This window comes from Flavobacterium alkalisoli, from assembly GCF_008000935.1.
Classification (GTDB): Bacteria; Bacteroidota; Bacteroidia; order Flavobacteriales; family Flavobacteriaceae; genus Flavobacterium; species Flavobacterium alkalisoli.
The window spans coordinates 1465473-1481551 of the sequence record NZ_CP042831.1 but is presented as its reverse complement, the minus strand read 5'-3'; the positions used below and the strand labels follow the sequence as shown (position 1 = coordinate 1481551).

Here is a 16079-nt window from a genome sequence, read left to right as displayed (position 1 = left end):
GTTCATGCAGCAAATATTTAATTTTATATTTAAAAACAGTATTTTATTACTGTTTTTGCTGCTTTTAGGCATATCGTTGTCGCTGGTTATACAATCTCACTCCTACCACAGGAGCAGGTCTGTAACTTCAGCCAATGCTGTGTCGGGATACGTATATCAAAAAATCAACGATGTAGAGCAGTATTTCAGTCTTAAAACAGAAAATGAAAAACTTGCCGCCGAAAATGCAGAGCTTAAAAAAATCCTGTACAACGGACAGGACAGCATCGTTACAACCACTACTCCAACTGCCGCTACCGGTAATTTTGTAGTTACTCAATCAAGGGTAATTTCAAATTCATTTGGTAAAAGAGACAACTACCTAACCATAAACAGCGGAACCAATGACGGGGTTAAACGCGATATGGGTGTGGTAAGTTCATTAGGGGTTATAGGTATTATCGAGAATACATCAAAAAATTACTCTACTGTTATCAGTGTGCTTAATACCCGTATTAAGCTGGATGCAAAAATCAAAAAAAATAACCACTTCGGAACTCTTAAATGGGATGGCAAGAATGCAGGTTTCGCACTACTTACCGAAGTACCAAGACTGGCAGAAGTAAACAAGGGAGATACTATTGTTACAGGAGGCCGCTCGGTTATTTTCCCTGAAAACATTCCGATAGGTAAAATCGAAAAAGTATTTATAGACAAAAAAACAAATTACTATACACTACAAATAAGACTGTTTAACGACATGACCAGCCTTGACCATGTGTATATTATAGAGAATAAGGATATACAGGAAATAACAACACTGGAAGCACAAACAACAGCAAATGAATAGTACTGTTATAACAAATATTGCAAGGTTTATCCTTTTACTGGCTGTACAGGTTGTTATCTTCAACCGTATAAACCTTTTTGGGTTTATTAATCCTTATCCTTACATACTATTTATATTACTATATCCTGTTAACGGTAGTAAAGCAGGATTACTGCTATCCTCTTTCTTTTTAGGAATTATAGTAGACATGTTCCTAAACTCAGAAGGTGTTCATGCAGCAGCCTGTATTACCCTGGCCTATCTTCGCCCTACATTCTTTAAATTTTCTTTTGGTATCAGTTATGAATACCAAACCATTAAAATAAATGAACGCCTCACGCCCGAGAGATTTTCATTTATACTGATTTCAGTTGTAACTCACCATATAATTTTATATCTTTTGGAGATATTCAGTTTTAGTTTAATTCTGGATATACTATGGAGAACGTTACTAACAACTGTATTCACATTAATAATTAGCACAACAATAATTTACTTAATCAAGCCGGGCAAACAATGAGAAAGATTTTACTGCCAGCATTAATTATAGCTGCAGCACTGCTGATAGCAGCCAGACTTTTTTATTTACAAATTCTTGATGACTCCTACATCCAGAAGTCGGAAAACAACGCTATTAAGGTAAAATACGAATACCCCGAACGCGGTTATATATACGACCGTAACGGAGAACTGCTTGTTGCAAACCAACCTTCATACGACATTATGGTCACCCCTAATGAAATGAAGAATACCGACACTCTTGAAATTTGCAGCCTGTTGGGTATTACCAAAGAAGATTTTATACGAAAAGTAGAAAAAGCAAAAGTATACAGTCCAAGGCTACCGTCTATATTCCTTCCACAGCTTAATAAAAAAGAGTTTGCTGCCTTTCAGGAAAAAATACGTCGCTTTAAAGGTTTTGACATCGTTAAGCGTTCGCTTAGGGATTATCAGGTAGATGTAGCTGCTAATGTTTTTGGATATATTCAACAGGTAAACTACAGCACCATACAAAACAACCCTTATTACAAAAGCGGCGACCTTATCGGGAAGCAGGGGGTTGAAGAAGTGTATGAAGATATACTTAGAGGTGTAAAAGGTGTGAAACGCATACAAAGAGACCGTTTTGGCCGTGAGATAGGACCTTTTAAAGATGGTATTTATGATACTATTGCCGTAAAGGGAAAAGACATTACCCTAACCCTTGATGCTGAACTGCAGAAATATGGCGAGTCGCTTATGTTTGAAAAACGTGGAGGTATTGTTGCTATCGAACCTAAAACAGGTGAGATACTGGCACTGGTAACTGCGCCCTCATATGATCCGTCAATTTTGGTAGGAAGAAAGCGTTCAGAAAATTACACAAAGCTATATAACGACACTATAAGCCTTCCTCTTTTTGACAGGGGATTACTTGCAGAATATCCTCCGGGATCACCTTTTAAAATTTTAACCGGACTTGTAGGTTTACAAACAGGCGCGATTGATGAAAATACTACATTCGTTTGTCATCATGGTTTCTTTTACGGTCGCGGGGCGTTTATGAAATGTCACGATTCAGGGCCTGTAAAACTACACAATGGTATTTATAATTCATGCAACACTTATTTTGGCAGCACCTATAAGCAAACCATAGACAAGTTTGCATCACCAAAAGAAGGTGTAGACGTGTGGAGTAATCACCTTAAGAGTTTCGGACTGGGTAACTTTTTGGGTTACGATTTACCTCCGGGAAGAAAAGGACTTATTCCTAACGGGGATTACTATGACCATTGGTATCCTAACGGCGGATGGAGAAGTTCTACAATTATATCTAACGCTATTGGACAGGGTGAGGTTAAAATGACCCCTATACAATTGGCAAACATGATGGCTGCAGTAGCTAACGAAGGTTATTACTACACCCCTCACATCATTAAAAAAATACAGGGAGACAAAATAGACGAAAAGTTTACCACAAAACATTATACCACTATAGACAAGGAACACTTTAAGCCTGTTATAGACGGACTTTTTGACGTATATAATCTGGGTACTGCAAGAGGCCTGCGCGTTGAGGGGATTGAGATTTGTGGTAAGACCGGTACAGCAGAAAACTTTACCAAAATAAACGGGAAAAGAACACAGCTTACCGACCACTCTATATTTGTAGCATTTGCACCAAAGAACGACCCTAAAATAGCTATTGCGGTATTTGTGGAAAACGGTTACTGGGGTGCCCGTTGGGCAGGGCCTATTGCCAGCCTTATGATTGAAAAATACCTTAAAGGTGAAATAACAAGAAAAGACCTTGAAACAAAAATGCTTACTCAGGGACTGAAAGCAGAGTATGAAAAACCGTATAGCGGAAAACCGTTTAGCATAAACAAATAATGAAGAATCAAAGCGTTATAAATAATATAGACTGGCCTTTGGTATTACTATATGCAGCATTAGTAGTATTGGGTTGGATGACTATTTATTCCGCTTCGTTACCGCTGGAAGAGACCTCTATTTTTGACCTTGGACAGATTTATGGTAAGCAGATGCTTTTCATTATGATGAGCATTCCTTTAATAAGCGTTATACTCTCGCTGGACGCCAAGATATATGAAAAGTATTCCCTCATCTTCTATATCCTCACACTCATACTCCTCGCGGGATTATTTGTAGCCGGTAAAACCATCAAGGGACAAACCAACTGGTATGCTTTTGGCGGGTTTAGTATACAGCCCTCTGAGTTTGCTAAGATTGGCACTGCACTTATCCTTTCCAAATACCTGAGCGATGTACAGATAAACCTTAAAAACACAAACCATCAACTTATCGCATTTGGTATCCTTGCTTTACCGATAATGCTTATAATGTTGCAGCCGGATGCCGGTAGTGCAATGATATTTGCTTCGTTTGTACTGGTACTGCACCGTGAAGGCTTGCCTGCCTGGTATTTATGGACAGGATTTTTGGCTATAGTACTTTTCCTGGCTGCATTACTTATTAAGTTCCAGTTCCTGTTTATTTATATAGTGGCAGGAGTTATTATACATTATGTACTTACCCGAAGGGCGAGACGAAATATTATACTTTACGGAATTTCGCTTGTAGCGATGATAGGTTTCTCCTATTCGGTAGACTATGTATTTGAAAACGTGCTTGAGGATCACCAAAAAGACCGTATTAATGTACTTTTTGACAAGAATGTAAATCAAAAGGCCGAAGGATACAACCTTAACCAGTCTATGATTGCTATTGGTTCAGGATCATGGCTTGGCAAAGGATATCTTGAAGGAACACAAACAAAAGGAGGCTTTGTGCCTGAACAGCACACCGATTATATTTTTACTACTGTAGGTGAAGAATGGGGCTTTACAGGTGCAATTGTAGTAATTATTCTATTTGTGGCATTATTACTTCGTATATTATACCTCGCTGAACGGCAAAAATCGCGCTTTAGCCGAACGTATGGCTATTGTGTGGTAGCAATACTCTTTATGCACTTTTTTGTAAATATAGCAATGCTTATTAAGCTTTTCCCTACTATTGGAGTACCTCTTCCATTTTTCTCTTATGGAGGATCGAGCTTATTTGCCTTTACAACGCTGTTATTTATATTTATAAAACTGGATGCCAATAAGGTGAATGAGTGGTAGATTAATCATCATAATGCTTACCTGTTAGCTTATTGTTTTTAAAAGTAAAAGCATAATTACCGTAGCCGAAAATATCAGCTTTGTAAACAAGTATAACTTTATTTTCTTCCTTATTAAGGATTAAAATTTTATCCTCCTTGCCAAAAGAAGATTTCAACTCGTTTAAAGAAACTCCTAGAGCAATAGCCTTATAACTCTTATCAGATGGATAGTACCATTTATTGACTAACAAAAGAGCAACAACAAATATTATTATACCAAAAAGTATTAACTCGACAGTATATTTTATTTTGTTAATCATAAAACTGTTATTATTCAGCCTTAACATCGAGGGCATCCCTTAAGGCATTACCTACCATCATAAAGGCCAGAACCAATAGAAGCATCGCGATTCCGGGAACCAGTGCCAGATAAGGTTTGCCTAAAATAATATAGTTGTAGTGGTCTTTAATCATCCCTCCCCAACTTGGAATAGGTGGCTGCGCACCAAGCCCTAAGAAGCTAAGTCCGCTTTCTACAAGAATGGCAGAGGCAAAATTTGCCGCCGAGATAACAATTACCGGTGCCATGCTATTAGGCAGTATATGGTTAAAGATTATTCTTCCGTTATTATATCCTAAAGCCCTTGCTGCTGTTACAAACTGCATTTGTTTTATACTCATAACCTGCCCCCTAACTACACGGGCAACCTCTACCCACATAGTTAGTCCCACAGCAACAAATACCTGCCAGAAACCTTTACCCAACGCAAGGGTAATGGCAATTACCAGAAGTAGTGTAGGTATGGACCATATAATATTTACCAGCCACATTACAAAAGCATCTACCTTACCTCCAAAATAACCGGCTATAGCTCCAAAAAATATTCCGACTATGAGCGATATAAGCACGGCTACAAAACCTATGGAAATGGAAACCCTTGAACCCACGAGGAGCCTGCTAAGCAAATCCCTCCCCTGGCTATCTGTTCCCAAAATAAACTTTTGCTCTTTTATAAAATCAGCTTTTATTTTTTCGGCATCCTTAGTTCCAAATATTGTTAGAGGGACTGTTTTAGTAACAGCCAGATCGGCATCGGTAGCATATTCTGTATAGGTAAGGCTATCCCCTTTTATTTCGTAATCTAAAATGGTGACTTTGGGCTGTACAAAATCCTTCCCCGTAAAGTAATCGCTTAAATGTGTTTCCTCAGTTTTACCGGAAACAGGAAGCGTAAGCATCTGCACTGTAAAGCCGGGTGGTTTGGAGTGAATGGAAAGATCACCCCAGTTTGCATTTTTTGTTTTATCGGGTGCCAGCGCATAGGCAAACAACGCGATAAACATAAGAATTACAATAAACGACAAACTTAAAACGCCCCAAAAGTTCTTCCTGAACTTTTGGAGCGCTAAGCCTGTAAGGGATTGATTATTTTTATTCATTAAAACTTATCTGGTTTTAATAGGCTTTTCTTTTTTGTTTAAAGATACTGTTTTGGCAGCTTTAGGCTGCATATCCTCAAGTACGTTTAGTGCTTCCTCTACATATACATCCTTAGAAAGACTTTCATACCATCTTTGTTTTTTCTCTGCAGCGGCAGGGTCTTTTTCAAAAGCAGTTTTTTCCTGCGGCAGTGGTTCAAACTGTAAACTGTTTTTATAATCAGATATAGCTTTGAACTTTTTAGTTATCTCCTCAGTTTTGGCAATTTCAGCTTTGAACTTGTCTATGTTTAGATCAAATTTAGTATCGTCTTTTTTAGCTTCAATCCATTTAGCATTTTCATCTATTAGCTTAAACTGATCATTTTTAGAAATCCTGTCTTTACTGTTTGCTATAACAAGATCGAAATTGTTATTGAAACGTGTAAATGAAGCTGCATCTATTTTATCCCATGGCATTGCGTTCTCTGAATCGCGCTCTCCCATTTCAAGATAAGCATACCTGTCCGGCATAATAATATCACTGTAAACACCTTCTCTTTGAGTAGAACCACCGTTAATACGATAGAACTTTTGAGTAGTGGTTTTTAATGCCCCTAAATCGCCCATAGAGTTACCTCTAACAAACTGATTAAGGTCTATTACATTTTGAACAGTACCTTTACCATACGTATGTCTGCTTCCTAAAATAAGTCCTCGGTTGTAATCCTGAATTGCAGCTGCAAAAATCTCTGAAGCCGAAGCTGAGAAATTATTTACCAATACCACAAGCGGTCCGTCCCACTGCACTTTAGTATCCTTATCTTCAAGAACTTCTTTATTTTTTCCGGTAGTCTTAACCTGAACAACAGGCCCTTTAGGAACAAACAGTCCTGTCATATCTACAACAGTTTTAAGCGAACCTCCGCCGTTATCCCTAAGATCGATAATAATACCTTTTACACCGTTTTGTTTAAGTTTTTCAACTTCTGCTGCTACATCTTTAGCAGCATCACGATTGTCTTTGTTCTCAAAGTCGATATAGAACTTAGGCAGGTTGATAACACCATATTTTAATCCGTCTTTTTCAACAACGCTTGATTTGGCATAAGTCTCTTCCAGTTCAACCACCTCTCTTGTTATTGGTATAACCTCAATAGTACCGTCAACTTTCTTAACTGTAAGTCTAACTTCGGTACCTTTAGGCCCTTTAATTTTCTTAACCACATCTTCAAGACGCATACCTGCAATATCAACAGGCATTTCCTCACCTTGGGCAACTTTCATGATAAGGTCTCCCTGCTCAAGCTGTTTACCTCTCCATGCCGGTCCGCCAGGTATAAGTTCCGATATCTCTACGTAGTCATTTTTCTTCATTAACCTTGCCCCTATACCTTCAATAGAACCTCTCATACTGTCATCAAATTTTTCCTTATCATCCGGAGCAAAGTAGAATGTATGCGGGTCAAATCTTTCAGCGATAGAATTAAGGTATATACTGAACCATTCATCGCGTGTAAGATCTTCAATAAACTCAAAGTATTGATCCAGCGATTTTAAACTCGCCTCACGAGCTTCTTTCTCAAGTTCATCAAATGGTTTTGTTTCAGGTTTCTCGCCTTCTTTGTCTTTTTTCTCTTCAAAAGCCTTTGCTGCCTTATCCTGAACTTTCTGTTTATCAGTTACAGATGATAATACCGAAAGCTTAAGTTGTTTTTCCCAACGCGTTTTAAGCTCATCCTTGCTTTTTACGTAAGGTTTGTGCTCATAGTCGGCATCAAAAGTCTCATTTATAGTATAATCAAAAGGTTTGCTTAGTATATCCTTATAAAGGCCTTCCGATTCTTTTATCCTTTTAAGCAGTCTTGTATAGGTAAGATCAAAAAAAGTAAGGTCTCTCTCCTTAATCATATCATCAATCTTAAGCTCATATTTAGAGAACTCATCAATATCCGACTGCATGAAGAAACGTTTTGAAGGATCAAGCCCCTCTATATAATCTTTATATACTCCTTTAGAAAAAGTATCATCTATTGCAGCAGGGTCATAATGACCTTTCTCAATAACAAATGTTATAAGTTCAAGTAGTAATTTATCTTTTTCGGGATCTGACTGTTTCTGTCTTGGCACAAAACTAAATAGTGCTACTGTTAGTACAGCAACAACTATAAGTATCTTATAATTTCTTTTCATAAATCTCAAAATGGCTTTCATTATAAATTCTGTATAAAAAAGCGTGCCAAAAATTCACCTGACATTAAATTCCGCCAATAAAAATGAGGGGCACGAAAGCAAAAATGCTTATTTTAGCTAACGTAAAAGTACAACTCTTATTTTGATTTTACTACACAGATGAAGAAAAAACCGCTTATACTGGTTACCAATGACGACGGTATTTCTGCACCCGGCATACGTGCACTTATTTCGGTAATGAAAGAGATTGGGGAAGTTGTGGTGGTAGCACCCGATAGTCCGCAATCGGCCACAGGACATGCCATAACCATAAACAACACGCTGTTTATTAATAAGATAGACATCGACCCGGATGTAGAAGCCGAATACAGTTGCTCTGGCACGCCTGTAGACTGCGTTAAGTTTGCCGTTAACGAAATTCTTAAACGCAAGCCCGATTTATGTGTTTCAGGGGTTAATCACGGCTCCAACTCTTCAATAAATGTTATTTACTCCGGCACTATGAGTGCCGCGGTTGAAGCAGGTATAGAAGGTATACCGGCCATAGGCTTTTCTTTATTGGATTATAACTGGAATGCCGATTTTGAACCCGCAAAACCTTTTATAAAAAAGATAACCCAACAGGTTTTAGACAGCGGACTTCCCGAAGGAGTTATACTTAACGTAAACTTCCCGAAGCTTAAGGAAAAAGAAATAAAAGGTATGAAAGTTTGCCGACAGGCAAAAGCCATGTGGATGGAAGAATTTGACAAAAGGCAAAATCCGCAGGGACGCGATTATTACTGGCTAACAGGTAAATTTGTAAACCTTGACAATGGTGAAGATACCGACGAATGGGCACTTAAAAACGGATACATATCTGTTGTTCCCGTTCAGTTTGACCTTACCGCACATCATGCTATACAACAACTTAATTCATGGAAATTATAAATGAAATTAACTGATTATATCCAATTATTCTTAGGAATAGTTATTGGCCTGGCAGCAGCCTCACTGGGTGTTTATCTTTTTTTAGAACTATTTGCCGACAATGGTTTTGAAAACAGTTTAAGTACAATGCGTACCGAAGGCTTGTTAGGCAAAGTAATTACCATAGGCACCGTATTAAATCTTATCGTCTTTTTTATACTTATACGATTAAAAAAAGACATGATGGCCTGGGGCATAATTACAGCTACGGCAATTCTTGCCCTTATTACAGTAATTGTATAAAACGCTGCCTTAAAATAACTATTTTTGGCTCTTAAACTTTAAGCATGAAATATTACATAATTGCAGGAGAAGCTTCGGGTGATTTACACGGCTCCAACCTTATGAAGGAACTATACAAACAGGATCCTGAGGCAGAAATACACTTTTGGGGCGGAGACCTTATGCAGCAAACCGGAGGCACACTGGTAAAGCACTATCGTGATCTTGCATTTATGGGCTTTGCAGAAGTAGTGCAAAACCTGCGTACTATTTTAGGCAACATTAAGTTTTGCAAGCAGGATATAGAATCCTTTAAGCCCGATGTAATTATTTTTATTGATTATCCCGGCTTTAACATGCGTATTGCAAAATGGGCAAAAGAAAAAGGTTATAAAACACATTACTACATTTCACCACAAATATGGGCCTGGAAAGAAAACAGGATAAAAGCCATAAAAAGGGATGTAGACCATATGTATATCATCCTTCCGTTTGAAAAGGATTTTTACGAAAACAAACACCAGTTTGCCGTTGAATTTGTAGGCCATCCGCTTATAGACGCCATACAAAACAGAAAAGCAACCGATCCCGAACAGTTCAGAAAAGAAAACAATCTTGACGATAAGCCTGTAATCGCATTACTTCCCGGAAGCCGTAAACAGGAAATATCTAAAATGCTAAGCGAAATGCTGTCGGTAGTAAATGATTTTCCAGACTATCAGTTTGTAATCGCCGGAGCACCATCACAGGATTATGAATTCTATCAGCAGTTTCTAAAAAACAGCAATGTTCATTTTATAAGCAATAAAACTTACGACCTGCTTAGCATTGCACATGCTGCATTAGTTACATCAGGCACTGCCACACTGGAAACAGCCTTATTTAAAGTACCTGAGGTGGTTTGCTATAAAGGAAACTGGATTTCTTATCAAATCGCCAAACGTATTATTACACTTAAATACATATCACTGGTTAACCTTATAATGGACCGTGAAGTGGTGAAAGAACTTATTCAGGACGACTGCAACCGTAAAAACATTAAAAAGGAACTGGAGAAGATACTTAACCCTGAACACCGAAAACAAGTACTTGAAGACTATAATATTTTAGAGGAAAAACTGGGCGGCAGCGGGGCTAGCCAAAAAACCGCACAATTAATACTGCAACATTTAACCAAGGCATAAACAACTTATAAATTTATTTTTATATTTGTGAATAAGCCATCCGTTAAACTATAAGATTACACTTTTGAAAAACCTTTTACCTATATACCTGTTAGCCATGATGATGATTTCCTGTAAAGCATCATCTCAGATAATAACATCTAAAGAAGAGGCAAAACAAAAAGGCGTTTATTCGTATAGTGATACCGATAAAGAGACTTCTCTTAATACTGCAGGAGGCGGCAGTTCTTCCAAAAAGAAAAACAAGAAGAATAAAAAATCAGAGCCCGTTGCTAAAAAAACCAATAAGGCATCTGAAAGTGAAATTGTACTGGACAATACCGAGTACGATTATACCACTACCCTAAATCCGGGTAACTACCTGCAAAACCAGATTGTTTTTAATGCTTTGGAATACAATGGAGTAAAATACAAAACAGGTGGAACAACCAAAGATGGAATGGACTGTTCCGGACTTGTATTTACAACATTCAAAATTTTTGACATCAGCCTTCCCAGAAGTTCTCATGAGCAGGCTAAAATAGGAAACACCATAAAACTATCTGAAGTTAAAACCGGCGATCTGCTTTTCTTTAAGAACAATCCCCGAAGAAACGTTATTAACCACGTAGGGCTTGTAATATCTACCGACAACGGAGATATTCAGTTTATCCACTCTACCCTTAGCCTTGGGGTTGTAATATCTTCTATGAGTGAGGATTATTACAAAAGGACATTTGTTCAGGCAAACAGGGTTATTAAATAAATTACAAACTGTAATATTTAGCTTACTTTCTTATCTTTGGTAATACCTTACCTAAAGATTATATGATAATAGCATGCATTACCCTGTTTATGGCAACCGGAATTTTTACCGGCTATTATCTTAACCTTTCCCCTATAACCACCGCACTATTCTTAAGCCTTTCAACAGTATTATTTGTATTCGCATATCATAAAAGTAAAAAGCAGTTAATCCAAAAACCACATTTTACAATCAGTACCGGGTTATTGGCATTTACACTAGGGCTATTTAGCATAACAACACATAAAGCCACCTACCATAAAAATCATTATTCGCATTACCTTAATAACAATACTGTAATTGAAGGTACCATCTCCCAAAGGCTTAAACCGAATGAGTTCTCTGAAAAGTATTTTTTAGAAGTATGCTATGTAAATAAAAACCAAAGCAGTGGAAAGATTTTAATAAGCACCCCTAAAACAAAACCACTTGAGGTTGGAGATAAAATTATAATTACCGAAAAACCTAAAACCATTAAAAAATCGCTTAATCCCTATCAGTTTGATTATGCGGAATACATGGCAAAGCAAAATGTTTTTCACGAAGTAAGGCTGAACAAAAATTGCATAAATGCAGGGAAGAACAAAACCCTTGACTACTACATTCAAAACCTTAGAAACACCTTAATAAAAAGTTTCGATTCGTCACATTATGACAAGGCAACCTTAAATTTTTTAAATGCATTACTATTAGGACAAAGGCAGGATCTTGATCCTGTTTTAACCGAAACTTATGCATCGGCAGGTGTTATGCATATACTCGCCATATCAGGATTACACATTGCTATCCTGTTCTATATAATCAGTTTTTTATTAAAGCCGCTCCACTATTTCCACAAAAAAGGAAGGTTGCTCAGGCTTATACTGCTATTATCATCACTCTGGATTTTTGCAATAATTTCAGGGTTATCACCATCGGTAGTTAGGGCAGTAATTATGTTCAGTTTTATAAGTATTGGGCAATACATAAACAGGGACACCCACCCTATCAATTCCATTGCTGTTTCTATGCTTCTTATTTTAGTGGTTAGCCCCAACCAACTGTTTGATGTAGGATTCCAGCTGAGCTATACCGCCGTAATTGCAATAGTATTATTTAAACCACTCTATAAGAACTTTAAACCTTCCAGATACAGAGTTATAAATTACCTTTTAGAAATAACACTTATATCTGCAATCGCACAAGTAAGCCTGTTACCGTTTTGTCTTTATTACTTTAAGCAGTTTCCGGGGTTATTTATACTTTCCAATGCTGTAGTTATACCATTAACAGGAATCATATTAATAACAGCCCTGCTTACACTAGCCTTAAACTTTACTTTCACACAGGCATCTTTTATAACAGGACATATATTGGAATGGCTCATTAAAGCGATGAATACCTACACATCATGGATCGCCTCGTTCAGCAGCTTTAACTTTAAAAATATCGCTTTTACAATCAGCCTATCCATTCTTTTAGGAGGAGCATTAATTTGCATTGGCTGCTGGCTATTTAAACAAACTTATAAAAGGACAATAGCGGTTTTGACGAGCCTATTAATTTTCCAGGCATGTTATTTAGCACATAGAACAGCCATTAACAACAAAGAAGAACTGATTGTATTCAACAGCTATAAAGAGCCTCTTATTGCTATTAAAAAAGCAAAACAGCTTATTATATTAAGCAACGACACACTTACATCATCCCTGCGAGCTATTACAGACTACAAAACAGCCAATTTCACACCTAACGACACCATTATACCCCTCAAAAACTTCTTATCGCTTAAAGAGCATAAAATACTGGTAATTGACAAAAGTAACCTATACCCTGAAAATATAAATCCGGATATAATAGTCCTTACTCAATCACCAAAAATAAATCTGGATAAAATACTAACCCAATTAAACCCTAAACAGGTAGTTGCCGATGCGACTAATTATCCCTATTTAACTGAATTGTGGAAAGCGACCTGTATAAAAAGAAAAATCCCTTTTCATGCCGTAGCCGAAAAGGGATATTATATAGTTGAATAACTGTTATTGTTTCTGATTCTTGCTGTATAAACTTACTATCTCGTTAGCTTTATCAAGCCATATTTTAGAAGTCTTCTCATAGCCCAGCCTTCCCATTTTTTTAAGTAAAGGTTTTCCATCATCACCTTTAGTACTTGCATCAACCAACCAAACCGTTGGATAAGCTCGCACACCAAATGAATTCTGCAATGAATAGTTTTGCTGCTTCAGTTCTACTGACTGTGATAACCGACGAGGAAAATCAAGTTCAACCAAAACTGCATTATCCTTCGCCCATTTACCAAAATCGCTGGTTTTAAAAACATCTTTCTGAAGTTTCATACACCATCCGCACCAATCACTCCCTGTAAAGAATAAAAGCAAAGGCTTTTTTGTATCCTGAGAAAGCTTAATAGCCTTATTGATATCGGTATGCCATTCTAATTCCTGCGCTTGGACAGCATAAGAACCTAATAGTATGAAAAGTGCTAAAAGTATTTTTTTCATATAATATTATTTTACTCTTCCTGTAAAGCGGTTAAAAGCTGTTCCGGAGTATGTAGCCCTACAATAGTATTTATTATTTCACCTTTTTTATCAAAAACCATCATGGTTGGATAACCCTGAAGGTTAAGAATACGCGTAAACTCATGCGTAGCGTTTCTTCCTTTGCGGCCTTCCACATAACCCGGATTAGAGTATTTCTTACCCTTATAAGTTACATCAGGCTGACCTTCGGCATTAAACTTAACGGCATAATAGTTTTTACTGATAAACTCAATCACCTTAGGATCATGAAAAGTTTGTTTATCAAGTATCTTACATGGTCCGCACCAATCGGTATACACATCCATAAAAATAGGCTTAGGTGACTTTTTTTGTGCTGCCTGAGCTTCATCAAAAGTCATCCATTTTATTTCCTGAGCTTTTGCCGCAACAGAACCTAAAGCGACAAAAAGTACTAAAAGTAGTTTTTTCATTATATTCTTTTTTTAACCGGATAACCCAAAAACAATGCCGAAAATTATTTAACTCCGTGCATTAGTTTTTTTATGGGCTTGTTCAGTAAAATTGCAACAACGCCTACTGCAATAGCTAATACCATTATTATCATGAAAAATGTGCCTATGCCCTTTTCATTTGCAATATCTGTAGAATTTTCTCCGATAATACCTGCCACTTTGTTTGCAATAGCAATCGCTAAATACCAAACACCAAACATAAACGCAATCATTCTTCCCGGCACAAGCTTACTCACATAAGACAATCCTACAGGAGAAATACAAAGCTCTCCCATAGTATGGAAAAGATATACAAAAATTAACCAGTACATCCCAACAGAAGCTGAATCTGCTCCAGGCGCAATATTTCTGCCCCCATAAGCAATAAAGCCCATTCCCAATCCTAACAATATCATACCAATACCAAACTTAGCGTTAGCAGACGGATTGAATTTACTTTCCCACCACTTAGAGAATAATGGTGCTAATGTGATAATAAACAAAGAGTTTAACACATTAAACCATGTAGCAGGTATTTCTGTAAGTTTTACAGTAATCTTATCTATTTTAAGCATTTCTAAGGTGCTATCGGAAAGCTGCAAATATCCTGCAGAATAAAAATCTTTTGTAAGCATCCATATTGTTATTATCCAAATAATAACAAAACTTAAACTTAAAAAAATGTTTGCAAGTGCATAGTTTTTAAATGTTTGCTTGAACAACTTAAACAACACCCATGTTATAATAGCCAAAGGCACAACTGCAATAAGTGTATTAACGATTAAGAAAACAAGACTCGCCCCACCTGTTAATATACGATCAGTATAATCTCTTGCAAAAATAGTTAATGTCCCCGGAGCCTGTTCAAAGACCACAAAAAAGCAAAAAGTAAGCGCAGCAAAAAACGTAACTGCAAGAAGTTTTTGTCGTGTAACCAAGGCATACTGACTTAATCTGTAAGCTAATAAAATAAAGAATAATACTAAAGCCGTTAGAACAGCAAAATTAGACAAATCATAACCGCCAACACTTAGGAAGTTCACAGATCCCTCAGAAATTTTAGAAACAGGATCATTTATTACCCAAATAAGACCTAATATACTACAAATAGCTATTACGGCAAGTTGCCAGCCTGTAAAAGGCACTCGCTTATCGTTGTCAATTTTATTAATTTCTTTCTCATCTATAACATTAGTATTAATTTCAGAAGCATCTGAATTAGCTAATGCCACGTCATCAGCCATTTTAGGCTTAAGACCAATATCTCCAAATATATTTTGAGAAAAATAGAATTGTAAAAGTCCAAAAAGCATAAATATACCAGCTAATCCAAATCCTATACTCCAACCTACTTTTTCTCCAAGATAACCACATAATAAGATTCCGAAAAAAGCACCTGCATTGACACCCATATAAAATATGGTATAAGCACCATCTTTCTTTTCAGGTCTTTCTTTATACATTTCTGAAATTATCGAAGTCATATTAGGTTTAAAGAAACCAGTACCAAAGACTAGTAAAGTCAAGCCCAAGTATATAAAGAAAGGTGTTTCAATAGCCATACTGGCATGCCCAAGTGTCATTAAAAAAGCACCGACAACTACTGCCCATCTGTAACCTATGAGTTTATCAGCAAAATACCCTCCTAACATAGTCGACAGGTAAACCAAAGCAGTGTAAGAACCAAACAAAGCAAAAGCATGCTCTTGTGGCCATCCCCATCCCGGATGATCTCCCATCACCGAGGCAGTTAAAAACATTACTAATAGGGCTCTCATACCATAGTAGGAAAAACGTTCCCACATTTCGGTAAAGAATAATACAAATAATCCGGCCGGATGTCCTAATACATTCGTTTTAAAAAAGTCATTCTTTGTTGTCGTAGACATATT

General features: G+C 37.0%; 15 protein-coding genes. 9 read left to right on the top strand and 6 right to left on the bottom strand.

All coding sequences use genetic code 11. The features are described from left to right. Positions 1-4: 4 nt before the first annotated feature. From mreC to rodA, 4 genes are read left to right on the top strand one after another with little or no spacing between them, the layout of a single operon-like run. Positions 5-829, top strand: a complete 825-nt coding sequence (gene mreC / locus FUA48_RS06540; protein ID WP_147582796.1) for a rod shape-determining protein MreC — start codon at positions 5-7, stop codon at positions 827-829. Then, positions 822-1328, top strand: coding sequence for a rod shape-determining protein MreD (locus FUA48_RS06535; RefSeq protein ID WP_147582795.1), 507 nt, complete (start codon positions 822-824; stop codon positions 1326-1328). The genes mreC and FUA48_RS06535 overlap by 8 nt, the downstream gene beginning before the upstream one ends. Beyond that, complete coding sequence (gene mrdA / locus FUA48_RS06530; RefSeq protein WP_147582794.1) at positions 1325-3181, top strand: penicillin-binding protein 2; 1857 nt, start codon at positions 1325-1327, stop codon at positions 3179-3181. The genes FUA48_RS06535 and mrdA overlap by 4 nt, the downstream gene beginning before the upstream one ends. After that, entirely contained in the window at positions 3181-4437 is a 1257-nt protein-coding gene (rodA, locus tag FUA48_RS06525; protein WP_147582793.1) for a rod shape-determining protein RodA, read from the top strand. The genes mrdA and rodA overlap by 1 nt, the downstream gene beginning before the upstream one ends. A gap of 1 nt (position 4438) precedes the next feature. On the opposite strand, the gene FUA48_RS06520 is transcribed toward rodA, so the two are convergent. The 3 genes from FUA48_RS06520 to FUA48_RS06510 are packed head-to-tail and all read right to left on the bottom strand — an operon-like array spanning position 4439 to position 8051. Beyond that, on the bottom strand, positions 4439-4738 hold the full coding sequence (locus FUA48_RS06520) for a hypothetical protein (RefSeq protein ID WP_147582792.1): 300 nt from the start codon (positions 4736-4738) through the stop codon (positions 4439-4441). 10 nt (positions 4739-4748) lie between these two features. Continuing rightward, positions 4749-5858, bottom strand: a complete 1110-nt coding sequence (locus tag FUA48_RS06515) for an ABC transporter permease (protein WP_147582791.1) — start codon at positions 5856-5858, stop codon at positions 4749-4751. Positions 5859-5864: 6 nt separating this feature from the next. After that, positions 5865-8051, bottom strand: coding sequence for a carboxy terminal-processing peptidase (locus FUA48_RS06510; RefSeq protein ID WP_147582790.1), 2187 nt, complete (start codon positions 8049-8051; stop codon positions 5865-5867). 138 nt (positions 8052-8189) lie between these two features. On the opposite strand from FUA48_RS06510, the gene surE reads away from it, so the two are divergent. From surE to FUA48_RS06485, 5 genes are all read left to right on the top strand, one after another. Next, a complete protein-coding gene (gene surE / locus FUA48_RS06505; protein ID WP_147582789.1) occupies positions 8190-8960 on the top strand; it encodes a 5'/3'-nucleotidase SurE in 771 nt (256 codons plus the stop codon). After that, a complete protein-coding gene (locus FUA48_RS06500) occupies positions 8961-9242 on the top strand; it encodes a hypothetical protein (RefSeq protein WP_147582788.1) in 282 nt (93 codons plus the stop codon). A gap of 44 nt (positions 9243-9286) precedes the next feature. After that, positions 9287-10405 (top strand): lipid-A-disaccharide synthase, encoded by a 1119-nt coding sequence (lpxB, locus tag FUA48_RS06495; protein WP_147582787.1) that lies wholly within the window; start codon positions 9287-9289, stop codon positions 10403-10405. 64 nt (positions 10406-10469) lie between these two features. Next, entirely contained in the window at positions 10470-11150 is a 681-nt protein-coding gene (locus tag FUA48_RS06490; protein ID WP_240732553.1) for a C40 family peptidase, read from the top strand. A gap of 62 nt (positions 11151-11212) precedes the next feature. Beyond that, entirely contained in the window at positions 11213-13207 is a 1995-nt protein-coding gene (locus FUA48_RS06485; protein WP_147582786.1) for a ComEC/Rec2 family competence protein, read from the top strand. 3 nt (positions 13208-13210) lie between these two features. Here FUA48_RS06485 and FUA48_RS06480 read toward each other — a convergent pair whose 3' ends face one another. The 3 genes from FUA48_RS06480 to FUA48_RS06470 are packed head-to-tail and all read right to left on the bottom strand — an operon-like array spanning position 13211 to position 16076. Continuing rightward, on the bottom strand, positions 13211-13693 hold the full coding sequence (locus tag FUA48_RS06480; RefSeq protein WP_147582785.1) for a thioredoxin family protein: 483 nt from the start codon (positions 13691-13693) through the stop codon (positions 13211-13213). 11 nt (positions 13694-13704) lie between these two features. Continuing rightward, positions 13705-14166, bottom strand: a complete 462-nt coding sequence (locus FUA48_RS06475; protein ID WP_147582784.1) for a thioredoxin family protein — start codon at positions 14164-14166, stop codon at positions 13705-13707. Positions 14167-14210: 44 nt separating this feature from the next. Then, entirely contained in the window at positions 14211-16076 is a 1866-nt protein-coding gene (locus tag FUA48_RS06470) for a peptide MFS transporter (protein WP_147582783.1), read from the bottom strand. Between the last annotated feature and the right edge of the window lie 3 nt (positions 16077-16079).

What these genes read in the sequence shown, in the direction of transcription:
- mreC (WP_147582796.1), top strand. Translation starts at nt 5, where the DNA reads ATGCAGCAAATATTTAATTTTATATTTAAAAACAGTATTTTATTACTG.
- FUA48_RS06535 (WP_147582795.1), top strand. Translation starts at nt 822, where the DNA reads ATGAATAGTACTGTTATAACAAATATTGCAAGGTTTATCCTTTTACTG.
- mrdA (WP_147582794.1), top strand. Translation starts at nt 1,325, where the DNA reads ATGAGAAAGATTTTACTGCCAGCATTAATTATAGCTGCAGCACTGCTG.
- rodA (WP_147582793.1), top strand. Translation starts at nt 3,181, where the DNA reads ATGAAGAATCAAAGCGTTATAAATAATATAGACTGGCCTTTGGTATTA.
- FUA48_RS06520 (WP_147582792.1), bottom strand. Translation starts at nt 4,738, where the DNA reads ATGATTAACAAAATAAAATATACTGTCGAGTTAATACTTTTTGGTATA.
- FUA48_RS06515 (WP_147582791.1), bottom strand. Translation starts at nt 5,858, where the DNA reads ATGAATAAAAATAATCAATCCCTTACAGGCTTAGCGCTCCAAAAGTTC.
- FUA48_RS06510 (WP_147582790.1), bottom strand. Translation starts at nt 8,051, where the DNA reads ATGAAAGCCATTTTGAGATTTATGAAAAGAAATTATAAGATACTTATA.
- surE (WP_147582789.1), top strand. Translation starts at nt 8,190, where the DNA reads ATGAAGAAAAAACCGCTTATACTGGTTACCAATGACGACGGTATTTCT.
- FUA48_RS06500 (WP_147582788.1), top strand. Translation starts at nt 8,961, where the DNA reads ATGAAATTAACTGATTATATCCAATTATTCTTAGGAATAGTTATTGGC.
- lpxB (WP_147582787.1), top strand. Translation starts at nt 9,287, where the DNA reads ATGAAATATTACATAATTGCAGGAGAAGCTTCGGGTGATTTACACGGC.
- FUA48_RS06485 (WP_147582786.1), top strand. Translation starts at nt 11,213, where the DNA reads ATGATAATAGCATGCATTACCCTGTTTATGGCAACCGGAATTTTTACC.
- FUA48_RS06480 (WP_147582785.1), bottom strand. Translation starts at nt 13,693, where the DNA reads ATGAAAAAAATACTTTTAGCACTTTTCATACTATTAGGTTCTTATGCT.
- FUA48_RS06475 (WP_147582784.1), bottom strand. Translation starts at nt 14,166, where the DNA reads ATGAAAAAACTACTTTTAGTACTTTTTGTCGCTTTAGGTTCTGTTGCG.
- FUA48_RS06470 (WP_147582783.1), bottom strand. Translation starts at nt 16,076, where the DNA reads ATGTCTACGACAACAAAGAATGACTTTTTTAAAACGAATGTATTAGGA.